The 430-nt window shown below is 55.6% G+C and carries 1 protein-coding gene; it reads left to right on the top strand.

The window, feature by feature from the left end:
- The coding region (locus K0040_RS22615) for an NfrA family protein (RefSeq protein ID WP_500302320.1) at nt 1-430 on the top strand (430 nt) is incomplete at both ends.

The raw sequence follows: 430 nt of genomic DNA on the forward strand, positions 1-430 counted from the left end.
CTTGACGTTCAGTTTCGATTCTTCTATCGGCTTGCGTTCCTGCGCAATGAGTACCGCTAACAATAATGTCGGCGGCGCAGCGCCAGGGAAAAGCTATCGTAGCTACGGACAACTGGAAGCCGAGTACCGCATCGGACGCAATATGCTGCTGGAAGGCGACCTGCTTTCAGTTTATAGCCGCGTCTTTGCCGATACCGGAGAAAACGGGGTGATGATGCCGGTGAAAAATCCGATGTCCGGCACCGGTCTGCGCTGGAAGCCGCTGCGCGATCAGATCTTTTTCCTCGCCGTCGAACAGCAGTTGCCGCTGAACGGGCAAAATGGCGCATCCGATACCATGCTGCGCGCCAGCGCCTCATTCTTTAATGGTGGCAAATACAGCGACGAATGGCACCCGAACGGTTCAGGCTGGTTTGCCCAAAACCTGTAC

This window comes from Terrisporobacter petrolearius (assembly GCF_020748185.1).
In the GTDB taxonomy this organism is placed as follows: domain Bacteria; phylum Bacillota; class Clostridia; order Peptostreptococcales; family Peptostreptococcaceae; genus Terrisporobacter; species Terrisporobacter petrolearius.